The organism is Cupriavidus sp. UME77, from assembly GCF_014170355.1.
GTDB lineage: Bacteria > Pseudomonadota > Gammaproteobacteria > Burkholderiales > Burkholderiaceae > Cupriavidus > Cupriavidus basilensis.
On record NZ_LZZU01000038.1, the window covers coordinates 84314 to 103199 of the forward strand.

The 18886-nt window shown below is 65.4% G+C and carries 17 protein-coding genes; 12 read left to right on the forward strand and 5 right to left on the reverse strand.

Features of this window, described 5'->3' with window-relative positions; all coding sequences use genetic code 11:
* Positions 1–8: 8 nt before the first annotated feature.
* Both A9975_RS14425 and alkB read left to right on the forward strand, forming a co-directional pair.
* Positions 9–1481: a flagellar hook-length control protein FliK gene (locus tag A9975_RS14425; protein ID WP_183033378.1), complete on the forward strand. Its 1473-nt coding sequence runs from the start codon at positions 9–11 to the stop codon at positions 1479–1481.
* A gap of 134 nt (positions 1482–1615) precedes the next feature.
* On the forward strand, positions 1616–2269 hold the full coding sequence (alkB, locus tag A9975_RS14430) for a DNA oxidative demethylase AlkB (RefSeq protein WP_183033379.1): 654 nt from the start codon (positions 1616–1618) through the stop codon (positions 2267–2269).
* Between the two features lie 30 nt (positions 2270–2299).
* Here alkB and A9975_RS14435 read toward each other — a convergent pair whose 3' ends face one another.
* Positions 2300–3550: a hypothetical protein gene (locus tag A9975_RS14435; RefSeq protein WP_255503215.1), complete on the reverse strand. Its 1251-nt coding sequence runs from the start codon at positions 3548–3550 to the stop codon at positions 2300–2302.
* A gap of 243 nt (positions 3551–3793) precedes the next feature.
* Here A9975_RS14435 and A9975_RS14440 point away from each other — a divergent pair, with 243 nt between their 5' ends.
* The gene (locus tag A9975_RS14440; protein ID WP_255503216.1) at positions 3794–4915 is read left to right on the forward strand and encodes a glycosyltransferase; all 1122 of its coding nucleotides are present in this window, start codon (positions 3794–3796) and stop codon (positions 4913–4915) included.
* Positions 4916–4935: 20 nt separating this feature from the next.
* On the opposite strand, the gene A9975_RS14445 is transcribed toward A9975_RS14440, so the two are convergent.
* From A9975_RS14445 to A9975_RS14460, 4 genes are all read right to left on the reverse strand, one after another.
* Positions 4936–5409, reverse strand: coding sequence for a thioesterase family protein (locus A9975_RS14445; protein WP_150990490.1), 474 nt, complete (start codon positions 5407–5409; stop codon positions 4936–4938).
* A gap of 663 nt (positions 5410–6072) precedes the next feature.
* The gene (locus tag A9975_RS14450; RefSeq protein ID WP_183033380.1) at positions 6073–6663 is read right to left on the reverse strand and encodes an HD family hydrolase; all 591 of its coding nucleotides are present in this window, start codon (positions 6661–6663) and stop codon (positions 6073–6075) included.
* A 230-nt stretch (positions 6664–6893) separates the two neighbouring features.
* Positions 6894–9479: a bifunctional aconitate hydratase 2/2-methylisocitrate dehydratase gene (acnB, locus tag A9975_RS14455; RefSeq protein WP_183033381.1), complete on the reverse strand. Its 2586-nt coding sequence runs from the start codon at positions 9477–9479 to the stop codon at positions 6894–6896.
* A 181-nt stretch (positions 9480–9660) separates the two neighbouring features.
* Positions 9661–10572, reverse strand: a complete 912-nt coding sequence (locus A9975_RS14460) for a LysR family transcriptional regulator (protein ID WP_183033382.1) — start codon at positions 10570–10572, stop codon at positions 9661–9663.
* 195 nt (positions 10573–10767) lie between these two features.
* Here A9975_RS14460 and catA point away from each other — a divergent pair, with 195 nt between their 5' ends.
* The 9 genes from catA (at position 10768) to fliO (ending at position 18878) form a co-directional block, all read left to right on the forward strand.
* The gene (catA, locus tag A9975_RS14465; protein WP_183033383.1) at positions 10768–11682 is read left to right on the forward strand and encodes a catechol 1,2-dioxygenase; all 915 of its coding nucleotides are present in this window, start codon (positions 10768–10770) and stop codon (positions 11680–11682) included.
* 122 nt (positions 11683–11804) lie between these two features.
* On the forward strand, positions 11805–13193 hold the full coding sequence (benA, locus tag A9975_RS14470; protein ID WP_183033384.1) for a benzoate 1,2-dioxygenase large subunit: 1389 nt from the start codon (positions 11805–11807) through the stop codon (positions 13191–13193).
* On the forward strand, positions 13190–13726 hold the full coding sequence (gene benB / locus A9975_RS14475) for a benzoate 1,2-dioxygenase small subunit (protein WP_370564639.1): 537 nt from the start codon (positions 13190–13192) through the stop codon (positions 13724–13726). The genes benA and benB overlap by 4 nt, the downstream gene beginning before the upstream one ends.
* 25 nt (positions 13727–13751) lie before the next feature.
* A complete protein-coding gene (gene benC / locus A9975_RS14480) occupies positions 13752–14771 on the forward strand; it encodes a benzoate 1,2-dioxygenase electron transfer component BenC (protein WP_183033385.1) in 1020 nt (339 codons plus the stop codon).
* A 28-nt stretch (positions 14772–14799) separates the two neighbouring features.
* The gene (locus tag A9975_RS14485; protein WP_183033386.1) at positions 14800–15585 is read left to right on the forward strand and encodes a 1,6-dihydroxycyclohexa-2,4-diene-1-carboxylate dehydrogenase; all 786 of its coding nucleotides are present in this window, start codon (positions 14800–14802) and stop codon (positions 15583–15585) included.
* 683 nt (positions 15586–16268) lie between these two features.
* On the forward strand, positions 16269–16754 hold the full coding sequence (gene fliL, locus A9975_RS14490; RefSeq protein WP_183033387.1) for a flagellar basal body-associated protein FliL: 486 nt from the start codon (positions 16269–16271) through the stop codon (positions 16752–16754).
* 150 nt (positions 16755–16904) lie between these two features.
* Positions 16905–17912, forward strand: a complete 1008-nt coding sequence (fliM, locus tag A9975_RS14495) for a flagellar motor switch protein FliM (RefSeq protein WP_150990478.1) — start codon at positions 16905–16907, stop codon at positions 17910–17912.
* Positions 17905–18363, forward strand: coding sequence for a flagellar motor switch protein FliN (gene fliN / locus A9975_RS14500; RefSeq protein WP_150990476.1), 459 nt, complete (start codon positions 17905–17907; stop codon positions 18361–18363). The genes fliM and fliN overlap by 8 nt, the downstream gene beginning before the upstream one ends.
* Positions 18360–18878 carry a flagellar biosynthetic protein FliO gene (fliO, locus tag A9975_RS14505; RefSeq protein ID WP_183033388.1) on the forward strand — a complete coding sequence of 173 codons (519 nt, stop codon included), beginning with the start codon at positions 18360–18362 and terminating at the stop codon, positions 18876–18878. The genes fliN and fliO overlap by 4 nt, the downstream gene beginning before the upstream one ends.
* Positions 18879–18886: the final 8 nt, after the last annotated feature.

Below are 18886 nucleotides of genomic sequence, written 5' to 3' on the forward strand. Positions count from 1 at the left end.
GCCCGAACATGATCGATATCAGCCAGATTGTCAGCAATGCCGCCACGGCCGCCCCTTCGCGCAGCAGCAGCAACACCAGCAGTGCCGACGCGCAGCAGCAGCAAGGGTTCGGCGATGCGCTGGCGCGCGCCCGCAACGACGACCGCACCAGCAGCAATAGCAGCAATAGCAGCAACGCCGGCAACAACAACACCGATAGCGCGTCCACACGCGACGACGCCAGCGGCCAGACCGCCAACACCGCCAAGCAAGGCACGCAGCCCAGCACGGTAGCCACCAAGCCGTCACGCCGCCAGGATAAGGACGACGAAACGTCCGAGGACCAAGCCGCGGATCCCGCCGCACAGTCCGCCGCCGCCGCGCTGGCCGCCCTGCTCGCGCCGCAACCGGCCCAGCCAGCGCAGCCTGCCGCGCTGGCTGCCAACGGCGCGCTGCCAGGCTCGGCCGGACTGCCGGGCACTGCCGCCCTGGGCGCGCAAGCCGGCTTGAAGGACATGAAGAACCCGGCGCTCGCCACCGCCGCGGCCGCTACACCCGACGCGGCCGCACCGACGACCTCGGCCGCCGCCGATACGCTGGCCACCATCGCGTCCCAGCGCGCCGCGCTTCAGGCCGTGCCGCAAGCCGCGGCCAGCACCCAGGCGGCAACCACGGACAAGCCCGCCGCAACGCCCGGCACCGACGCCACCAAGGCCGCCCCGGACCTGGCCGCCAGCCTCAAGGCCGCCATGGCCGGCCAGCAAGGCGGCAATGGCCAGGCCTCCTCCGGGCAGCAGGACGCCTCGCTCGGCCAGCCGTACAAGGCCCCGCTGCAGCTTGGCGATGCCGGCAAGAGCAACGCGCCCGCAGCAGCCGCGGCAGCCACCGCCGCCACGCCGGCCAACCCGATGCAACTGGCGGCAGCCATGCGCGCCGCCGAGCCGGCCAGCACCGAAGCCACGCCCGCCGCCGTCACGCCGCTGATGGCGGCCGGCAGCCTGGCCGCGAGCCAGGCGCCGACCTCCGGCGGCCTGTCGCCGACCACCTCGCTGCCGATCGCGCCGCCCGTGGGTGACGGCCAGTGGCCGCAAGCGCTGGGCCAGCAGATGGTGCGCCTGTCGACCCAAGGCAACCACACCGCCGAGCTGCAGCTCAATCCGCCCGACCTCGGCCCGCTCAAGGTCGTGCTCAACGTCGTCAACGACCAGGCCCAGGCCCAGTTCGTCTCGCCGCACGCCGCCGTGCGCGCCGCGGTCGAAGCCGCGCTGCCGCAACTGCGCACCGCGCTGGCCGACAACGGGATCCAGCTGGGCCAGACCTCGGTGGGCGCCGACGGCTTTGCCGGCCAGGCCGGCAACGGCCAACAGCAGCAACGCCAGCCGGGCAACGCGCAGAACGGCTTCGGCACGTTGGCCGGTATCCCGGCCGCCACGGTCAATGCCGGCCCCGTGGCCCCGGTGGCACGCACCCTCGCACGCGGCGAAGTCGACACCTTCGCCTGACCGCCCGGGCGGGATGGCGGCTCGGGCGCACACGCCCGGGCATGCCACGCAGCCCAGCGCATTCGCGCTTACCATGTCGTTTTAGAGCGGGGCCGCAGCCATCAAGGCTGGCGCGCCCCGCCCGCCAAGACGCCATGACCTTCGATCTGTTCGATTCCCTCCCCCAGGATGCCCCCCGCACCGAGCCCATCGTGCCCGGCGCAGTCGTGCTGCGCGGCTTCGCACGGGAGCATGAACTCACCCTGCTGGATAACGTGCGCGCCATTGCCACGCAAGCGCCGTGGCGGCACCTTGTCACGCCGGGCGGCCTGCGCATGTCGGTGGCCATGACCAACTGCGGCCAGTTTGGCTGGGTTTCGGATGTCACCGGCTACCGCTACGAAGCGGCCGATCCCCTCAGCGGCCAGCCCTGGCCAAGCATGCCGGATGCCTTCCTGGCGCTGGCGCGCGATGCGGCCGCCACGGCCGGCTTTGCCGACTTCCGGCCGGATGCGTGCCTGCTCAACCGCTATGCCCCAGGCACCCGGCTCTCCCTGCACCAGGACCGCGATGAGCTCGACCTGCGCGCGCCCATCGTCTCGGTGTCGCTTGGCCTGCCGGCCGTGTTCCTGTTCGGCGGCCTTGCCCGCGCCGAGCGCCCGCTGCGCTTGCGGCTGGCGCATGGCGATGTGGTGGTATGGGGTGGCCCGGCCAGGCTGGCGTTCCACGGCATTGCGCCGCTGGCCGACGGCGATCACGCGCTGGTGGGCCGCGAGCGGATCAACCTGACTTTGCGCAAGACGCGCTAACGGCGTGCCGGGTGCATTGGCAGGCGAGCGTCAGCCGATCTCATCGAGCAACGCCAGCCGGCTATCGTCGGGAAACGCCTTGACGCGATACCTGGCAGGATACTGCGGCTCCGGCTCCATCAGGTCGCCCAGCATGGCCAGCGCCTGCTGCCAGCCCACCACGCGCGTCTGCCCCGTGCCATCGGCCGCGTCGGGCCGTACCAGGGCGATGCGATCCGCGCGTGGCAGCGAAGTGTCCACGCCGCACGTCCAGGTGGTAATCGAGAACGAGGTAAGCGGATCGTCCTGCCGCCCATAAAGCAGGTAATTGGCCAGGAAGACATCGGCGCCGTCGCGCTCGTTCAGGCGGTCCAGGGCGGCCTTTTGCGTGTCGTATTCCTCCTTGCGGTACAGCCGCACCAGATGGGCAAGGTGCCGTGCAGCCTCCACGCCGGCCGGAACGAAATGCGACACCTCGGTCCCCGTGGGCACAGCGTGCGCCACGCCCCCGGGCTGGTAGCGGAACATGGCCGGCGAGATCGTGCGGCCCTGGCGGGACGCCTGCAGGCTGAGCTCCACCATGCGCAGCTGCCCGGCATCATCCTGGTCGCCCGTGACCAGCAGCACCTCGCGGGTTGGCATCATGAACACCGGGCGGCCGCGTACCGGTACCCGCTCCAGCACATCCGGAAGCAGCGCGCGGCTGGCCTCGTAGCCGTCGCTCCAGGCACCCTGGTAGACGCCCTGCGCGACCGGGACGAAGGCTTCGCTGGTGTGGTCGCGCAGGTTGTCGCCCGCGATCTGCAGCGCCTGGCCAAGCGTCACCTGCCAGGAGGCGCAGGGGCCATTGAGCAGCGTCGACGTGGTTTCCGGATAGTCCACCGCCAGCAGGATCACGCAATCCTCGCCGAAGGGCAGGTAGGCGACCTCAAAGGTCGAAGGATCGCCTTCCGTGCGCAAGTGGTGCAGGCGGATCTCGTCGATCAGCGAGCGGCTCCGGATCAGCGGGCGGAGCATGGGCCGGGCCTCGGACAGCAGGGCCGGCGTGGCCTGCCCGCTGGAGCACAAGGTGGCCACGAAGCCATGCAGCGCCTTGTCGCGCTGCGCGCCAGGCGCCTCGCAGTACGCCCGGTAAGCGTTGTGGAGGTTGAAAAAAGCGTTGCGCCCGTGCTCCAGCCGGAACTCGTCCGCGTTGAAATCGAGGCGCCCCTCAAAGCCCTGGCGCCGGGCGGCGGCAATAAACAGCGCCGCGAAACGATCCGGCGGCGGCTTGCGCAGGAAAAGCGAATCGAAGAAACCCATGGCGATGGCGTGGCCCGGATGTTGGCCGGGATGTTGGCCCGGATGGCAGTGCTTACACCTTACCCCATGTGGTTGACTTGTACATATCCTGGCGTTTCGGCATCCTCGCCGTGCTCCGCCATGCGCCCGGCCGCGCAGTGTTGCGCTGCCATGTTTTCCGTTATTCTTGGGCTCGCCGCGGCGCCGGACCGACCATCCCACCCGTGGCCCCGCCCCACCCCCAAGGATCACAGGAAACCTGAATTGACGCGCATCTGCCTGAACATGATCGTGAAGAACGAGGCCCCGGTGATCGCCCGCTGCCTCGCGTCCGTCAAGCCATGGATCGACCGCTGGACGATCGTCGACACCGGTTCCACCGACGGCACCCAGGCGCTGGTGCGCAAGATCATGGGGGACCTGCCCGGCGCGCTCCATGAGCGGCCCTGGATCGATTTCGCGCACAACCGCAACGAGGCCCTGGCGCTGGCGCGCGCTGGCATGGAGGGCTCGGCCGGTACCGAAGACTACGTGCTGTTCATCGATGCCGATGAAACCCTGCGCATGCCAGAAGGATTCCGCTGGCCCCGGCTAGCCGACGACGGCTACCGCTTCCAGTGCGAGCTGGGCGGCTGGCAATACCAGCGCAACGCCCTGGTCAAGGCGGGCCAGCCCTGGCGCTGGGAAGGCGTGCTGCACGAATACCTGACGCAGGACCCGGCGCATGCCTGGCAGCACCTGCCCGGCCCCGCCATCGTGGTCTCGCGCGATGGCGCCCGCGCCCGCGATCCGCACACCTACCTGCGCGACATCGAAGTGCTGGAGCGCGCCCTGCGCAAGGAACCGGCCAACGCGCGCTACTGCTTCTACCTGGCGCAGAGCTACCGCGACGCCGGCAAGCTGGAAGCCAGCCTGAAGCAATACCAGGCGCGCGTGGCCATGGGCGGCTGGGAGGAAGAGCGCTGGTTCGCGCTGTACCAGATCGCCGTGCTGACAGAACGCCTTGCCGCCGACGCCGCGCATGCGGCAAACCCAGCCTACGCCCCCGGCGCCGTGCGAGACGCCTACCTTGCCGCCTACCAGGCGCGCCCCGCGCGTGCCGAGCCGCTGTGCGAACTGGCCCGCTACCACCGGCTGCGCGGCGAGTTTGCGCAGGCGCATCTCTACGCCCAGCAAGCCGCGGCCATGCCGTGCCCGGCCGATACCCTGTTTGTCGATGCGTCGGTCTATGCCTGGCGCGCGCTCGACGAACTCACGGTCAGCGCGTATTACATCGGCGCGCTGGCGCAAGGCAAGGCCGCCTTGCAAAAGCTGCTGGCCGAGGAACGTTTCCCGCCCACCGAAAGCACGCGCATCCAGTCGAACCGGCCTTACTACGGGCTGTAGCCTTTGAGCCGGGGCCGACCTCAGCCGGCCTTGGCCATCCCGCGGTCCACCCAGTTGACCTTGGGGAACTTGCGCGCGAACGCCTCCGGCATCGGCACGACCTGCTTGCGCTCGTAGCTGAAAAAGACAAAGCCGGACTTGGCCATGGCCACCAGCGCCTGATCTGCCGGGCGCGTGATGCGGAAGGTGATATCGCCGCCATAGCGGTTGAAGTCCATCACCCCCACCTCGAACAGCAACTGGTCGCGGGCATGGGCCTCGGTGCGGTAGGTGGTGGCCAGGTCGGTCACGATGATGCCCACCTGGTCGGTCTGCGCATCCGGCTCGTCTGCCGTGCGCAGGTCGAACAGAAAGCGCGCGCGCGCCTCGGAAATCATCGAGATCATCGAGTCGTTGCCGAGGTGGTTGGCGGAGTTGATATCGGTCACGCGCACCGTCAGGTGGGTGGAGTAGCAGAATTGGTCTTCGGGGAATTCGAGATTTAGGCGGGCCATGATGCGAAGGGGGAAAACTAAGTGAGTGATTGTCGCTGATTATTTGAGCGGCGATGGTTTTTGGAGCCAAGGGCCGTACGACATCGTCCTGCGGGGGTGGTCGCTGTTTTTTTGATCGGCGTTGGTTGTTGGACCCAAGGGCCATACGACATCCCCCTGCGGATGCGCAGGGCGCTGGTTTCGTCGTACGGCCGCAGTTCTGCTGGCATCTGCCGGTTCCGGTTTGAAGGGCCACGACGCTGCCAATTTCCGGGATGCGTAGTACGGCCCACGATAGCGGAATCCTTGCCCATTCAGCCATCTGCCGTTACCGGCGCGAAGCACCACGACATATCACCCGTCAATGGTTTCGTGGTGGGGCGGGCGCGGTGAAGGTGTTGGCCTTTCTTTCGGTTTCATCTCGGAGAGCAGTCAAGAGGAAAACACCTCGCTGGACATCCTTCCAGCGACACTCAGCCGTTTGAAACTTGGACGGTTACGTTGCGCCGGTGAACAGAATCAGCTCGCAAAAGACAGGCAGGCTTCGCAGGATGCGAAACCTGCCCCAAGTTGACAAGGAACTGTGCGTTCCTGTGGTTGTTAACGTCAGTTCGGCCCGCACCTTTCGCACTGTTTTGTAAGTGACCGAAGCGACTCGCGTGAGCGTCATCCCTCAACGCCCTCTCATTCAGTCTTTGCCTTGTGGAAAAATTCTTGGATGAGCCTGGCCGACTCCTCCCAGAGTGCTGGTGCACCGCGCTCGATAGGTGGTCGATAACGTGCAAGGGCCTGTTCTTCACTGACCTGACACTCCACCCAGCTGCCGCCTCCTGTTGCGGCGTTGTGGACCAACGGCTGAAAGCGGTCCAGTGCTTTCGCAAACCTTGCGTCGTCGCTTTCCGCCGCCTCAAATTCGGACCAGAGACTGCGAAACTCCGCTGCCTGTACGTCCGGCAACAACGAAAAGATCCGCTCAGCCGCCTGTTGTTCCAGTTCAGCCTGGCCGGCGCGCGCCGACGGGTCGTGAAAGGGAACATCGCCTGCATCAATCTCCACGATGTCGTGGATGAGAAGCATCTTCACAACTCGCACCACGTCAATAGGCGCTGCCGCATGCTCCGCCAAGACGAGGGCATACATGGCGAGATGCCAGGAATGTTCGGCGCTATTCTCTCGACGCGACTGATTGATAAGCGGCGACATCCGTACGACGCTCTTCAGTTGGTCAATCTCACGGAGGAAGGAAAGCTGGTGTTCCAGATTGGCATGGTTCATGTTGGATACAAATGGCCCAGGTTACTCAAGGAAGTATCAACCGCAGCGCTCGCTACATCGGCGGCTGTATCCGCCACCGTATCTGCAACCGAGCTAGCGGCATCCACGGCCCCGCTATTCCCTGAATACTGCTCGGGTATTGGCACTTTGGAATGCGTAGTGCCAATAAACCATAAAAGAAAGGCCCCGCATGGGGCCTTTCAAATATATGGCTGTAAAAACTCTACCGCTTACACCGTCACCGTATCCGCCACGCCCTTGAAGTCTTCGATCTTGTCGAAGTTCAGGTACTTGTAGATCTCGTCGCCGTTGGTGGCCAGCACGCCCATGTCCGACATGTACTCTTCCTTGGTCGGGATGCGGCCAAGGCGCGAGCAGATCGCGGCCAGTTCGGCCGAACCCAGGTACACGTTGGTGTTCTTGCCCAGACGGTTCGGGAAGTTACGGGTGCTGGTCGACATCACCGTGGCGCCTTCGCGCACTTGTGCCTGGTTACCCATGCACAGCGAGCAGCCCGGCATTTCGGTGCGGGCGCCGGCCGTGCCGAACACGCCGTAGTGGCCTTCTTCGGTCAGTTGCTTGGCGTCCATCTTGGTCGGCGGGGCAACCCACAGCTTGACGGGGATGTCGCGCTTGCCTTCCAGCAGCTTGGAGGCTGCGCGGAAGTGGCCGATGTTGGTCATGCACGAACCGATGAAGACTTCGTCGATCTTGGCGCCAGCCACTTCCGACAGGGTCTTGACGTCGTCCGGGTCGTTCGGGCAGGCCACGATGGGCTCATGCACGTCGGCCAGGTCGATCTCGATCACGGCGGCGTACTCGGCGTCCGCATCCGGCTCCAGCAGCTTGGGGTCGGCCAGCCAGGCTTCCATGGCCTGGATACGGCGCGACAGGCTGCGCGGGTCTTGGTAGCCTTCGGCGATCATCCACTTCAGCAGCGTGATGTTGCTGTTGATGTATTCGATGATCGGTTCCTTGTTCAGGCGCACCGAGCAACCGGCGGCCGAACGCTCGGCGGAAGCGTCGGACAGCTCGAACGCTTGCTCGACCTTCAGGTCGGGCAGGCCTTCGATTTCCAGGACGCGGCCCGAGAAGATGTTCTTCTTGCCTTGCTTGGCCACGGTCAGCAGGCCCGACTTGATGGCGTACAGCGGAATGGCGTTGACCAGGTCACGCAGGGTGACGCCGGGCTGCATCTTGCCCTTGAAGCGCACCAGCACGGATTCCGGCATGTCCAGCGGCATCACGCCGGTGGCAGCGGCGAACGCCACCAGGCCCGAACCTGCCGGGAAGCTGATGCCGATCGGGAAACGGGTGTGCGAGTCGCCGCCGGTGCCAACGGTGTCGGGCAGCAGCATGCGGTTCAGCCACGAGTGGATCACGCCATCGCCCGGGCGCAGCGAGATGCCGCCACGGGTGCTGATGAACTGCGGCAGCGTGTGATGGGTCTTGACGTCGACCGGCTTCGGATAAGCGGCGGTGTGGCAGAACGACTGCATCACCAGGTCGGCCGAGAAGCCCAGGCAAGCCAGGTCCTTCAGCTCGTCGCGGGTCATCGGGCCGGTGGTGTCTTGCGAGCCCACCGAGGTCATCTTCGGTTCGCAGTACGTGCCCGGGCGGATGCCCTTGCCTTCCGGCAGGCCGCAGGCGCGGCCAACCATCTTCTGGGCCAGCGAGAAACCGCGGCCAGTGTCAGCCGGGTTGTGCGGCAGGCGGAACAGCGTGGACGGAGCCAGGCCGAGCGCCTCGCGAGCCTTGGCGGTCAGGCCACGGCCAACGATCAGGGGAATACGGCCGCCGGCGCGCACTTCGTCGAACAGCACGTCGGACTTGACGGTGAACTCGGCGATGACCTGGCCGTTCTTCAGGGCCTTGCCATCATAGGGACGCAGCTCGACCACGTCGCCCATTTCCATCTGCGATACGTCCAGTTCGATCGGCAGTGCGCCGGCGTCTTCCATGGTGTTGTAGAAGATCGGGGCAATCTTGCTGCCCAGGCACACGCCGCCGAAACGCTTGTTCGGCACGAAGGGGATGTCTTCGCCCGTGAACCACAGCACCGAGTTGGTGGCGGACTTGCGCGAGGAACCGGTACCGACCACATCGCCCACGTAGGCAACCAGGTTGCCCTTTTCCTTGAGCGATTCGATGAACTTGACCGGGCCGCGCTTGCCGTCTTCTTCCGGGGTGATGCCCGGGCGCGCGTTCTTCAGCATGGCCAGCGCGTGCAGCGGGATGTCGGGGCGGGTGGTGGCGTCCGGCGCCGGCGAGAGGTCGTCGGTGTTGGTTTCGCCGGTGACCTTGAACACGGTCACAGTCAGGCTTTGCGGCACTTCCGGACGGCTGGTGAACCACTCGGCGTCAGCCCAGCTTTGCAGCACGGACTTGGCGATGGCGTTGCCCTTGTCGGCCTTTTCCTTGACGTCATGGAAGGCGTCGAACATCAGCAGCGTCTTCTTGAGCGCTTCGGCCGCAACGGGACCGATCTCGGCGTCGTCCAGCAGCTCGATCAGCGGGGCGATGTTGTAGCCGCCCAGCATGGTGCCCAGCAGCTCGGCAGCCTTGGCACGCGAGATCAGCGTGCAGGCTTCCTTGCCCAGCGCCACGGCTGCCAGGTACGAGGCCTTGACCTTGGCGGCGTCGTCCACGCCCGCCGGCACGCGATGCGTGATCAGGTCAACCAGGACTTGTTCCTCGCCAGCCGGCGGGGACTTCAGCAATTCGATCAACTCCGCAGTCTGCTTGGCGGTCAGCGGCAGAGGGGGGATGCCAAGCGCGGCGCGTTCGGCTACATGGGCGCGATAGTTTTCAAGCATGGGAACCTGCGGGGTGATAGGGTTGTAAAGACCAGTTGTGCCGCGATTGTAAAATAAAGTGCCCCCGTGGGTCAAACGTCTTATATCTTATATAAGAGTTAAAAACGAGAAACCCAATCAAATCAAGGCCAGGCCGCATACAAGAGTTCCCCCAGCGCCATCAGGGCACCCGCCATCATTCCTAGCTCGGCGGCAGGAAAACCAGCTTCTCCTCTTCATACAGCCGGTAGATCATGTCCAGCATGGCGCTGATCTCCTCGGTCTCGTCGAGCCTGCGCATGCTCATGATGATGGGCGAAACCAGGTTGGGATCGTCGAGCTCCCGGTAGCTGATGTCGTCCCGCTTGAGGCCGTGCACGCTGCTCGGGACGATCGAGACCCCCTCCCCGGCCGCCACCAGCCCCAGCGCGATCTGCAGCTCGCGCGCTTCATGGATGCGCCCGGGCTGCAAGGCCCGGTCGTGAAACGCTGCCAGCACCTGGTCGGCATAGCTTGGGCGGGGCGCCTTGGGAAAGATGATCAGGGTCTCGCCCAGCAGGTCGTGCAGGGCCAGCACGGGCTTGGCCAGCGAGAGCGGGTGCCCGACCGGCAACGCCACGATCATCCGCTCCTCGCGCAGCACGACCCGGCGCACGTTCGGGTCCTCGTGCCGGATGCGGCCGAACCCCACGTCGATGGTGCCCTGCTTGAGCGCCGCGATCTGGTCCATGGTGGTCATCTCAACCAGGCTCAGCTCGATCTGCGGGTGCTCGGCGCGAAAGCGCCGGATGATCTTGGGCAGCATGCCGTACAGGGTCGAGCCGACAAAGCCGAGCGACATCTTCCGCTCGATCTGCCCCACCCGCCGTGTCATCGACTCCAGTTCCGCGGCTTGCGCCAGCAACTGCTGGGCGTGCGCGTAGAAAAAGCGCCCGGCCTCGGTCAGCTTGAGCGGGCGCGCGTTGCGCTCGAATAGCTGCACCCCCAGGCCCTCTTCCAGTTGCTGGATCTGCCGGCTCAGCGGCGGCTGGGCGATATGCAGCCGTTCGGCCGCGCGGGTGAAGTTGAGTTCCTCCGCGACGGCAACAAAGTAACGTAAGTGACGCAAGTCCACGACTATACCTTTTGAGTATTCAGCCAATACTAAAACAGTGTTGGACCGCCGATTTTGGCACTCCTATCCTTCGCATCAGGCTGTGACAACGACTTTTTATACCTTTATGGCATTTTAGTTCGAATCACACTGCCCGGCGGAATGCCACTGTGAAGACGGACCCCACATAGAAAACCAGAGACAAGGAGCAGACAAATGACGCACCCGGAAATCGAAGCGCTGGTGAAAGCGTTCATCCTCGACACCGCCAGCGGCAAGGCCGATGCGCGTGTGCAAAGCGTAGTGGTCCGCCTGACCACCGACCTCTTCAAGGCAATCGAAGACCTGGACCTGAGCGCCAGCGAAGTCTGGAAGGGCATCGAGTACTTCGCCGAGGCCGGACCCGAACTTGGCCTGCTGGCCGCCGGCCTGGGCCTGGAGCGCTTCCTGGACATCCGCGCGGATGAAGCCGAGGCAAAGGCCGGTCTTGCCGGCGGCACGCCGCGCACCATCGAAGGCCCGCTGTACGTGGCCGGCGCGCCCGCGAGCGAAGGCTTCGCACGGCTGGACGACGGCAGCGAAGACGGCCAGGGCGAAGTCCTGTTCATGCAGGGCACGGTGTTCGACACCAACGGCAAGCCGCTGCCCGGCGCCGCGGTGGAGGTCTGGCATGCCAACCTGCTCGGCAACTACTCGTTCTTCGACAAGACGCAGTCCGACTTCAACCTGCGCCGTACCATCACGACCGATAGCGAGGGCCGCTACCAGTTCCGCAGCATCGTGCCGATGGGCTATGGCTGCCCGCCGCAAGGCACCACGCAGCGCCTGCTGGACCTGCTGGGCCGCCATGGCCGGCGCCCCGCGCACATTCACTTCTTCGTGTCCGCGCCCGGCCATCGCAAGCTGACCACCCAGATCAACATCGACGGCGACGAATACCTGTGGGACGACTTTGCCTTTGCCAGCCGCGAGGGCCTGGTGCCGGCGATCAGGCACGTCGAGTCTGCGCGGGCACTGGCCGAGCACGGCCTGGACAAGCCGTTTGCCTCCATCGATTTCGATTTCCGCCTGTACGCCGATTGCGCGGCAGCGCCGGCACCGGAAGTGGAGCGCGCGCGCGCCGCCGCGTAAGCCCCGGCGCCTGAGGCATCCCAGGCGCCTCCCATAGCATCAGCCACGACGCAGCAACATCAGGGCCGCCCTGAGGATCCCTCACGGCCCGGCGCATCCGCCACGGATGCAGGAGACACCTCATGATCCCCATTTACCCGGACCATAGCCCGGCCCTCGCGCGCCTGGACGACTACCTGGTGGAAAACCGCGAGACCGGCGACCACCGCCTGCATCGCAGCGCCTTCACCGACGAGGCCCTGTTCGAACTCGAGATGAAGCACATCTTCGAGGGCAACTGGATCTACCTGGCGCACGAAAGCCAGATCCCCGGCAACAACGATTACTACACCACCTACATCGGCCGCCAGCCGATCGTGATCGCACGCAACCGCCAGGGCGAACTCAACGCGCTGATCAACGCCTGCACCCATCGCGGCGCCATGCTGTGCCGCCACAAGCGCGGCAACAAGGCGACCTACACCTGCCCGTTCCATGGCTGGACCTTCAACAACAGCGGCAAGCTGCTCAAGGTCAAGGATCCGGAAGGCGCCGGCTACCCCGATTGCTTCAACAAGGAAGCCTCGCACGACCTGAAGAAGGTGGCGCGCTTCGAGAACTATCGCGGCTTCCTGTTCGGCAGCCTGAACCCGGATGTGGCGCCGCTCAACGATTTCCTGGGCGAGGCCGCCAAGATCATCGACATGATCGTGGACCAGTCCGCCGACGGCCTGGAAGTGCTGCGTGGCGCGTCCACCTATACCTTCGAGGGCAACTGGAAGCTGCAAACCGAGAACGGCGCCGATGGCTACCACGTCTCCGCCGTGCACTGGAACTACGCCGCCACCACCAACCACCGCAAGCAGGAAAACGCCCGCGAGGACAAGATCCGGGCCATGGATGCGGGCAACTGGGGCCGGCAAGGCGGTGGCTTCTACGCATTTGATCACGGCCACATGCTGTTGTGGACGCGCTGGGCCAACCCGGAAGACCGGCCGAACTTCAACCGGCGCGAGGAATTCGCCGAGCGCTGCGGCGCCGAGACGGCGGACTGGATGATCCAGAACTCGCGCAACCTGTGCCTGTACCCCAACGTCTACCTGATGGACCAGTTCGGCTCGCAGATCCGCGTGCTGCGCCCGCTGTCGGTGGGCAAGACCGAAGTCACCATCTACTGCATCGCGCCCAAGGGCGAAGCCGATGACGCGCGCGCACGCCGCATCCGCCAGTACGAGGACTTCTTCAACGTCAGCGGCATGGCCACGCCCGACGACCTGGAGGAATTCCGCGCCTGCCAGCAAGGCTATGCCGGCAGCGCGGTGGCATGGAACGACATGTGCCGCGGCGCCACGCACTGGGTGGAAGGCGCCGACGAGGCCGCGCGCAAGATTGGCCTCAAGCCGCTGATGAGCGGCGTCAAGACCGAGGATGAAGGCCTGTACACGGTGCAGCACCGCTACTGGCTGGACGTGATGAAGAAGGCCACGGGAGCCGAAGCCAGCAAGATCGGCAGCACCGGGAGCGAAGCATGAGCACGGCCCCAATGACCCCAATGAACCCGACGACCCCGACGACCGCACCCATCAGCCTTGCCGGGATCCAGGCCTTCCTTTACCGGGAAAGCCGCCTGCTTGACGACGAACAATGGGATGAATGGCTGGCCTGCTATCACCCGGATGCCGCGTTCTGGATGCCGTCCTGGGACGATGACGACACCCTGGTGACCGATCCGCAGCGCGAGATCTCGCTGATCTACTACCCGAACCGTCAAGGCCTGGAAGACCGCGTGTTCCGCATCAAGACCGAGCGCTCCAGCGCCACCATGCCGGACACGCGCACCAGCCACAACATCAGCAACGTCGAACTGGAGCGCCAGGAAGGCAGCGTCTGCACGGTGCGTTTCAACTGGCACACGCTGAGCCACCGCTACAAGACCAACTACAGCTACTTCGGCATGTCGCGCTACGTCATCGACTTCGCCGGCGAGCAAGCGCAGATCCTGGACAAGTACGTCGTGCTGAAGAACGACTACATCAACCAGGTCATCGACATCTATCACATCTGAGCGGACGCGCCGGAGGAACCACGCCATGGAATACAACATCGCACTGCAGTTTGAAGACGGCGTTACCCGCTTCATCACCTGCGCCGCCAACGAAACCCTGTCCGACGCTGCCTACCGCCAGCAGATCAATATCCCGCTGGACTGCCGAGACGGCGCCTGCGGCACCTGCCGCGGCTTGTGCGAGTCCGGCGAGTACGACCTGCCGGCGTCGAGCTATATCGACGACGCGCTGACGCCCGAGGAGGCCGCCAAGGGCTACGTGCTGGCCTGCCAGACCCGCCCGCGCTCCGATTGCGTCATCAAGGTGCCGGCCTCGTCCGCCGCCTGCAAGACCGGCGTGGCCCGCTACCAGGGCAGGCTGGCGGCGGTGGACAAGCTGTCGGACTCCACCATCGGGTTCTCGATCGACCTCGGCGAGTCCGCTGCGCCCACCTTCCTGGCGGGGCAGTATGTGAACGTGGAAATCCCGGGTACCGGCTTGACCCGCTCGTACTCCTTTTCCTCCGCCCCCGGCGCCGCCCGCACCTCGTTCGTGGTGCGCAACGTGCCCAACGGCCGCATGAGCGCGTTCCTGAGCAATGAGGCGCTGCCCGGCCAGCCCATTTCCTTCGCCGGCCCCTATGGCAGCTTCTACCTGCGCGAAGTGGCCCGCCCTGTGCTGTTCCTGGCGGGCGGCACCGGCATCGCGCCCTTCCTGTCCATGCTGGACGTGCTGGCCGCGAACGGCAGCCCGCATCCGATCCGCATGGTGTACGGCGTGACGCATGAGATCGACCTGGTGGCATTGGCACAACTCGACGGCGCAAAGGACAAGCTCGCCGGATTCGAGTACCGCACCTGCGTGCTCGATCCGGTCAGCGGCGAAACCCGCAAGGGCTATGTCACGCAGCACGTGGAGCGGGACTGGCTCAACGGCGGCGATGTCGACATCTACCTGTGCGGCCCCGTTGCCATGGTGGATGCGGTGCGCGCCTGGCTGCAGGACGCCGGGGTGACGCCGGCCAGCTTCCACTACGAAAAATTCTCGGCCAGCAACGCTGCCTGACCCACCTTCCACGGATCAAAGACACGCCATGAACAACAACGCGCGCTTTAGCGGAAAAATCGCCGTGGTAACCGGCGCGGCGCAGGGGATTGGACGCGGTGTGGCGCTCGCCGCCGCGGCCGAGGGCGCCACCCTGGTGCTGGTCGACCGCTCGGCACTGGTGCACGAGGTCGCCGCGCAAATCCTCGCCAACGGCGGCCGGGCACTCGCGGTGGAGGCCGACCTGGAAACCTATGCCGGCGCCCGCCTGATGACCAACGCGGCGCTGGAGGCCCATGGCCGCATCGACGTCCTCGTCAATAACGTGGGCGGCACCATCTGGGCCAAGCCGTACCAGGAATACGAGGAGGCGCAGGTCGAAGCCGAGATCCGCCGCTCCCTGTTTCCCACCCTGTGGTGTTGCCGCGCCGTGCTGCCCGGCATGATCGAGCGCAAGCAGGGCGTGATCGTCAACGTCTCGTCCATCGCCACGCGCAGCATCTACCGCGTGCCGTACGCAGCCGCCAAGGGCGGCGTCAACGCCCTGACCGCCAGCCTCGCCTTCGAGCACGCGCAGGACGGCATCCGCGTCAATGCGGTCGCCACCGGGGGCACCGAAGCGCCGCCGCGCAAAGTGCCCCGCAACACGGAGGAGCAGACCCCGCAGGAAGCCGCGTGGTACCAGGGCATCGTCGACCAGACCATGGCATCCAGCCTGATGCACCGCTACGGCACCATCGACGAACAGGTGCGCGCGATTCTGTTTTTGGCGTCCGACGAGGCCTCTTACATCACCGGCACCGTCCTGCCCGTAGGCGGCGGCGACCTCGGCTGAGCCGCGGCAACGCCGGCTCGCGCCCTCCCGGCGGGCTGACGCTTCGCATTTTCGTGTTTTTTCTTCACGAAACAGCGGGAAGCGGCGTTTTCGGGACGAGGCCCTGGATGGCGAGGCGCACAACGTATGACCCGCCCCAAAAATATGTCTTTAAAATCACATTTCCGTGCCACATCGGACAGATAGCGCCACGCGCGAATGGGTTGGCCCGGGTATGCGGAATTCGCGGTCCGCAGCGGGCTCGCACGGCCCGCCAGGCGCCCCGTGGCGCCAGCCCCCAACGGCACGCCGTTCTCCACGCCGTCCCACCGGCGGATTAAATCCACAAACCAATCAACGACTTAGCAACGCGGCGTGACAAACGGCGGCGCCATCGCCAGCGCCAACGCCATGCCCTTGGCGGCCACCCGCGCCTGCCTGCCCCCCTCTCGCAAACCCGGCAAATTGTCGCCTTTTCTTGGTCCGTCACCCGCTATCCGGTACCCAGCGCGGCTTTTAGTCAAACATCCACTCAAGTTCCGTGTCCGTCATTCGTTAACCCCTGTAAGACCATCCGCGTAGCTCGGATGACAAGACCTGTTCGGCTCAAAGGGCCAAGCTGAGCGGGTTTCACCCTTTTTTTCGGCCCTTTGCTTGCCGGTCATTCCCTCAAGAATGGCAAGGCATTCCGATACAGGCATCTCATGGCGAATACGCTCACTTCTTCCCAGGCTGACGGCAACACGAGCAAGCGCGGGCGACTGCTGCTGGTGCTCGGCGTCGTGCTCGTCGCGGCGCTGGGTGCCGGGGGCTTTTTTCTGGGCAACATCCTGAGTAACCGCCAACCGGCCGCGCCTGCCGCTCCGGTTGTACCGCCGCCGATTTTTGTGCCTTTGGAGGCATTTACCGTCAATCTGAAGAGCGATGACGGTGACCGCTTCCTGCATACCGGTTTGTCGCTCAAGGTGGCGGACGCGAAGGACCAGGCGCGCATCACTGAGTACCTGCCGGAAGTCCGCAGCCGCATCTTGCTGCTGCTGTCGGCCAAGCAACCGCCCGATCTGGCGACGGTGGAAGGCAAGCGCAAGCTGGCCCAGGAAATCCAGAGTGTCATCAGCCAGCCGTTCGCGCCCAACCTGCCCAAGCAGCAGATCCTGGACGTCCTATTTACTTCCTTCGTGGTGCAGTAAGCGCTTTGCCCTGCCCCACCAGCAACTCCGATATGAATGCCACCTTGTTTTCCTTGCCTGTCTCACAGCGCGCGCGCCAACGCCAGCGCGCGGGCTGATCGGTACATGGTCGCTTTCATTCATCACGGCACTCAAGGGGCAGGACACTAGATGGCCTACGACAAGTTTCTCTCGCAGGACGAGGTAGACGAATTACTGAAAGGCGTGTCAGGCGAGACCGATACGCCCGAGGTCGCCGCGCCGGTCTCCGAGGATGGCGTGCGCCCGTACAACCTGGCCACGCAAGAGCGTATCGTGCGCGGCCGGCTGCACACGCTCGAAATCATCAACGAGCGCTTTGCCCGCCAGCTCCGGACCCAGCTGTTCAACTTCATCCGCCGCGGCGCCGACATCTCGGTTGGCTCGGTGAGGATCGAGAAGTACGGCGACTTCGTGCGCAACCTGCCGGTGCCGACCAACCTGAACCTGGTGCACATGAAGCCGCTGCGCGGCACGTCGCTGTTCGTGTTCGACCCCAACCTGGTGTTCCTGGTGGTCGATAACCTGTTCGGTGGCGACGGGCGCTTCCACACCCGCGTGGAAGGCCGCGACTTTACCCAGACCGAGCAGCGCATCATCCGGCGCCTGCTGGACCTTGCGCTCAACAGCTACGGCCAGGCCTGGAATGCCGTGCATCCGATCGAGCTGGAATATGTCCGCTCAGAAATGCACACCAAGTTTGCCAACATCGCCATGCTCAGCGAGGTGGTGGTGACCACCGCCTTCCATATCGAGCTTGGCGCGGTGGGTGGCCAGCTGCACGTCTGCTTCCCGTACTCGATGATCGAGCCGGTGCGCGACCTGCTGATGAACCCGCTGCAGGACGAGGTTGAAGTAGACAAGCGCTGGATCTCCCAGCTGTCGCAGCAGATTCGCTCGGCGGAGGTAGATCTGGTGGCCGAATTTGCCCACGTGGAAAGCACCGTAGCCGAAGTGCTGGCGCTGCGCGTCGGCGACGTACTCCCCATCGAGCTGCCCGAGCAGGTCTTCGGCAAGGTCGATGGCGTACCCGTGCTGCAGGCCGGCTTTGGCACCATGAACGGCCAGTATGCGTTGCGGGTAGAACGGATGATCAATCACCAAGAAATCGATTCCAACAAGGAAACCGACCATGACTGACGGCAAAGACGACAAGCCGGCCGACCCGATGGACGACTGGGCCAGCGCCCTGGCGGAGCAGACCAGCGCCGAGGATATCGCCGCTGCCGCCGCGCCTGCCCAGGCTGTCGCCGCCACGCCAGCCACAGCCACACCCGCCGCCTCCAAGGTCTTCCAGCCGCTGGAGAAAGAAACGCCGAGCGGCTTTCACAACGATATCGAGATGATTCTCGATATCCCGGTCCAGCTCACGGTAGAGCTTGGTCGCACCAAGGTGCCGATCAAGACGCTGCTGCAGCTGGCCCAGGGCTCGGTGGTGGAGCTCGACGGCCTGGCCGGCGAGCCGATGGATGTGCTGGTCAACGGCTACCTGATCGCCCAGGGCGAAGTCGTCGTGGTGAACGATAAGTTCGGCATCCGCCTGACCGACATCATCACGCCGTCCGAACGCATCCGGAAGCTCAACCGATGAAAGCCGGCCTGCGCCGGACCGCCAACGCTGCGCTTGCCGCCGGCGTGGGCCTGGCGCATGCGGCGAGCGCGTACGCGCAAGCCAGTGCCGCGGCGGCCAGCCCGACCGGTACCGGCACGATCGCCAGCCACGCCGGGGCCGGCAGCCATGTCCCGGTCAGCAGCGCAACGGGGCTGGCGCAAGCCGGCCTCGGCCTGTTTGCCGTCATCGCCCTGATCCTGCTGCTGGCCTGGCTGGCGCGCCGCGCCGGCCTGGTCCGGCACGGCCAGGGCGGCCAGATGAAGGTAGTAGGCAGCACCATGCTCGGGCCCCGCCAGCGCCTGGTGATGGTGGAAGTGGGCGACACCTGCCTGGTGCTGGGCGTGAGCGCCGGCGAGATCCGCACGCTCCACACTTTGCCCGCGCAAGCCGCGCACAAGCCGGACCACCCCTCCGGCAGCACGGTAACCCCGGGGTCGGCCGGCAGCTTTGGACAAAAGCTGCTGCGCGCCATGCAAGACAACCTGAAGTCATGAATTTCCTG